The 4,266-nt window shown below is 75.6% G+C and carries 5 protein-coding genes; 1 reads left to right on the top strand and 4 read right to left on the bottom strand.

The features are described from left to right. A partial coding sequence (locus tag I59_RS03555; RefSeq protein ID WP_022902694.1) for a GAF domain-containing protein occupies positions 1–321 on the top strand: 321 nt, incomplete at its 5' end. A gap of 10 nt (positions 322–331) precedes the next feature. On the opposite strand, the gene I59_RS03550 is transcribed toward I59_RS03555, so the two are convergent. The 4 genes from I59_RS03550 to I59_RS22570 form a co-directional block, all read right to left on the bottom strand. Further along, positions 332–811, bottom strand: coding sequence for a tetratricopeptide repeat protein (locus I59_RS03550; RefSeq protein WP_022902693.1), 480 nt, complete (start codon positions 809–811; stop codon positions 332–334). A gap of 49 nt (positions 812–860) precedes the next feature. Then, complete coding sequence (locus tag I59_RS03545) at positions 861–2,792, bottom strand: DUF6807 family protein (RefSeq protein ID WP_022902692.1); 1,932 nt, start codon at positions 2,790–2,792, stop codon at positions 861–863. Between the two features lie 60 nt (positions 2,793–2,852). Continuing rightward, positions 2,853–3,509 carry a bifunctional 2-polyprenyl-6-hydroxyphenol methylase/3-demethylubiquinol 3-O-methyltransferase UbiG gene (locus I59_RS03540; protein WP_022902691.1) on the bottom strand — a complete coding sequence of 219 codons (657 nt, stop codon included), beginning with the start codon at positions 3,507–3,509 and terminating at the stop codon, positions 2,853–2,855. Positions 3,510–3,594: 85 nt separating this feature from the next. Next, positions 3,595–4,266: hypothetical protein (locus I59_RS22570; protein WP_031272719.1), on the bottom strand; the 672-nt coding region annotated here is incomplete at its 5' end.

Here is a 4,266-nt window from a genome sequence, read left to right as displayed (position 1 = left end):
CAGATCAGCTTCCGCAACGGATTCGCCCCCGTCCCGGAACCCGTCGTCATCCCCGACGGCATCGTCCACCCGGAGATGCGGGACAGCCCCCTCGTCACCGGCCCGCTCGGCATCCGATTCTTCGTCAGCGTGCCGCTCGTCCGGCACGACGGCACCACGATCGGCACCCTCGCCGTGCTCGACGTCCGGCCGCGCGACGCGACCGAGGCCGACCTGGCGAACCTCCGGGACCTCGCGGCGCTCGCCGTGGCGCAGCTCGAACTGCGGCAGGAGACCCTGCGCACGACGAGCGACGCGCTGCCGCTCGACCAGCGCGGCTGATCCCCGGGCGTCAACCGGTCAGCGCCGCCGCGTACGCCCGGACCGACCGGTGGTACCGAGGCAGCGTCGGTTCGAGGGCCTCGATCGCCACCCGCAGGGCCTCGTCGGTGCGCCCGGCGCTGTGCAGGGCGAGCGCGAGGAAGACCCTCGGCGCCGCACCGGTGGCAGGGTGCTCGTGGGCGCCCCGCAGCATCGCGATCGCCTCGTCGACCCGGTCGAGGTTCCGCAGGGTCGAGGCGTGCTGCACCACCATCTGCGCAGCACGGTCGGGATCGACCTCGGCGAGGCCCGCCCGGGTGGCGGCGGCGTACTCCTCGTCCGCCGCCGCCTCGTCCCCGGTGGAGTCGTACGCGCCGCCGAGTTCGAAGGCCCCGAGCGCGGGGTGTGGAGCACGGGCAGCGAGGGACCGCATCCGCTCCACCAGTGCATCGTCGTCGAGGTCCGCCGCCCATGCCTCGGCGACGTCGTGCTCCCAAACCGCGGTGTCCATGCCACGACCGTAGCGAACCCGAGGCGGCCGCCGGATCACGGCCGACCCGTCACCGCTCGTCCCGCACCGAGATGCGGAAGGACCGCACCAACGGGACATCCGGCCGCACGACCACGGGGGAGCGCCACGCCAGGGCCGACCCGATCGCGGGGTACTCCGCGACCCGGACGAACCACGGGTCGCGGTGGCCGAGCGCCGTCATTTGGACCGTCGCCGACCCGCCGTCGAAGTCGGCCGCCCACTCGACCCACGGTGCCACCGACCCGTGCACGGCCTCCTCGCCGACGGCGTCGGGGGTCCGCACCGACACCGCGTCGCAGGGCGGGAACCGCCAGGACAGCCCGCCGTACCCGGCCCCGACCCGCCCGTTCGACCCGGGTCCGCCGAGCCGCACGGGGGAGGACCCCGGCGCCCGGAACGACGACGACCAGTCGAGCGTCCACCCGTCGCCGTCGCCGTCGCCGGCCCAGGCGATCGTCCGGTCCTCGTGCAGGACGACCGCGCCGTCCGGGCCGCGCCACACGAGCTCCTGTCCGAGGCTGCTGGTCCGCTGCACTGCCTGCACGACGTCGACTCGGCCGTGGTCGTCCCGCCACACGTACCCGTCGCCGTGCACGTAGGTCGGGCCGCCCCAGCAGTTCACGCCGTCGATGTCCGGGATCGCGATCCCGAGCCCGCAGTGCCAGTCGTGGTCGCCGGGGTGGTGCGCCGACACCGTCACGCCCGCACGCGTGCGCACCGGGTGGAGGTACGGCCGTGGTGACGACGTCGGGATGGTCCCCGAGCCGTCGAGGACCGTCGCGACCGCTCCGCCGTCCACGCGGAGCGTCGCGAGCACGTCGTCCCGCGCGGTGTGTGCCCACGGAGCCCCCACCTCGGAGAACAGCGCGAGCCGGTCGGCCGCCCGGTCGACGACCCCCTCGACGTCCACGACGACCGGACGCCTGGTCGGTCCGTCGCCCTCCCACCGCACCCACGGGTGGTCGACCTGCACGGGCTCGGTTGCCCGCACGGCCTCGAGCACCTCGACGAACGCCCCCGTCGACGCGAGCGGCACGAGGAGTGCGGCACCGGAGGCGCGGTGGTCGAGCAGGTTCTCCAGCAGCCCGGTCCGCTCGAACGTGGTGGTCGTGCCGTCCACCGTGACCTCGTCGGTCGTGTACCCGAGGACCGCTCGGCCGGTCGTCCCGGTGACGCGGACGGTCGGCAGCGCCTCGGTCGACGCGCAGAGCGTGAGGGCCGCGGTCGCCTCCCGGCCCGCGGTCGTCGTGACGCGGACTGCCGAGGTGTCGTCACCGTCGATGGGGGCCGCGCGGTACAGCTCGACCTCGACGCGTGCGACGTCGGCAGCCTGACGGCAGCCGACCAGCGCGAGCGCGGTCGCGACGGCGTGCGCGAACGGGCTCGTCACGACACCGTCGAGGACGTCGACACCGGCGACACGCCCTCGGCCCGCCCACCCCGAGCGCGACCAGGAGGCCTGGTCGCGGGTCCAGGTCCCGACCGCGGCCGCCGACCGCACCGGACCGACGACCGACCCGTCCCGCAGCGCCGGCAGCGCCGCCGACCCGAGGCTCTGGAACCCGACCTGCACGACGCGGCCGGTCCGGCGCTCGGCCTCGAGGAGCAGGCGCAGGCGCGCACGCGTCGTCACCGGAGGCTGCTCGAGCAGCACGTCGGCACCGGCTTCGAGGGCCGCGAGCGTGAGCGGGAGGTGCGTTCCGATCGGAGCGGCGACCACGACGACGTCGACCGGGCCGAGTGCGCGCGCCGCCGTCACGTCCGCGACGACGGGGACGCCCCCGTCGGTTTCCGTCACCAGGGCGGGGTCGACGACGGCGGTGAGCACGCAGCGGCCGTCGGCCGCCAGCTGGGCGATGGTGGCCCGGTGGTGCAGTCCGTGCCCGCGGGCGCCGACCAGGACGATGCCGGGAGGCCCGGTGCCGGTCCGCCCCGCCGGCCGCGGTGCGTCACTGCTCACGCCGCTCACGGTACGCCGCGCACGCGGTCGCGCCGCGGGCCCCCACTCCGGCGCAGCCCGTCAGTGGCGGCGGACGAGCACGACGCTGTCGACGGTGTGGTGCTCGTGCCCGTCCGGTCCGGTCGCGGTGCGGGGGCGCCTGGCCGCCTCGAGCACGTCCCAGTCGGCGTCGGGCCGCAGCGCCGCCAGGTCGTCCTCCGGCGTCGGGAACCGGTACGCGCGCATCTCCTCGGACACCCCGCCGTGCGGAGGAGCGGCGTGCGCGGTGACGAGGAGGTGGCCGCCGGGCGCCACGAAGCCGGCCGCCGCGCGGAGGATGTCGGCGCGCGGGATCTCGACCGGCCACGACTGCAGGAACGACGCCGTCACGAGGTCGAACCGCGCGCTCGTGTCCCACGAGGCGAGGTCCGCCGCGACGAACGCCGTGCGCTCCTCGACCCCGGCACCGACCGCCGCCGCCGACGCGCGGGTGAGCGCCGTCACCGACAGGTCGATCCCGAGGGCCGTCCACCCGTGCTCGGCGAGCCACACGACGTCGCCGCCCTCGCCGCAGCCGAGGTCGAGCGCCCGACCGACGGGGACTCCCGCCGCCACGGTGGCCAGGACCGCGTTGACCCGGCCCGACCAGACACCGTCGCGCTCGGCGTACCGCGCCTCCCACCAGGAGCGGGCGTCGGCACCGGAGGTGCGGGTGTTCGTCAGGTCGTGTTCGTGCACGACACCACTCCACCCGGTGGGACCGGTGCCGGGCAAGGACCGTTGCCGGAACGGCAACCGGGCCGGCCGAGGACGCGTACCGTCGTCAGGCTGGCGTTTCCGCGAGCAGCGCCCCGAGCGCCGCCGCCCCGCGCTCGGCGTCCGCGACCGTCACCACGCGGGCGCTGCCACCCCGCAACCGGACCACGATCCCGGGCCCGGAGCGGGTGACGTACGCGATGCCCCGACCCGAGATGCGGTAGCCCCAGCCACCCCACTCGCCCGGGGAGACCTCCCCCCACCCGCACGACTCGATGCGCTCGAGCGGCACGCGCATGATCGGGATGCGGGTCCCCGTCGAGGTGACGCGGAGTCCGCGGCGGTCCACCGTGACCTCGACGCGAGCGAGCACCAGCACGGCCAGGCCCGCCACGAGGAGCACCGCGCCGGAGACCACGGCGGAGCCGCTGCTCGTCACTGTTGTCCAGACGGCAGTGACGACGCCGAGCACGATCACCGCGATGCCCATCACGATGAACCACGTGCTGCCGACGTGCGAGCGCCAGGCGACCCGGGCTCCCGACGCGACGTCGAGCGACGGAGCCGACCGGACGGGGACGGGCGGTGCCGAGCGCCACACCGGCGGGACGGAGATCGCCGCCGCGGCGACGCCGACCGCGAGGAACAGCAGCGTCCACCACGGCGAGAAGCGGTCCGCTCCGGTCAGTGCGAGCGCGCCCGTCACGATCCAGGCCGTCGCGAGGACCGGCCCGAGCAA

The sequence above is a fragment of the Curtobacterium sp. B8 genome (genome assembly GCF_000333315.1).
GTDB classification, from domain to species: domain Bacteria; phylum Actinomycetota; class Actinomycetes; order Actinomycetales; family Microbacteriaceae; genus Curtobacterium; species Curtobacterium luteum.
The sequence above is the reverse complement of the archived record's forward strand: the minus strand, read 5'-3'. Positions and strand labels throughout refer to the sequence as shown.

Excerpts from the sequence above, each read along its gene's own strand:
- I59_RS03550 (WP_022902693.1), bottom strand. The coding sequence starts at position 811 with ATGGACACCGCGGTTTGGGAGCACGACGTCGCCGAGGCATGGGCGGCG.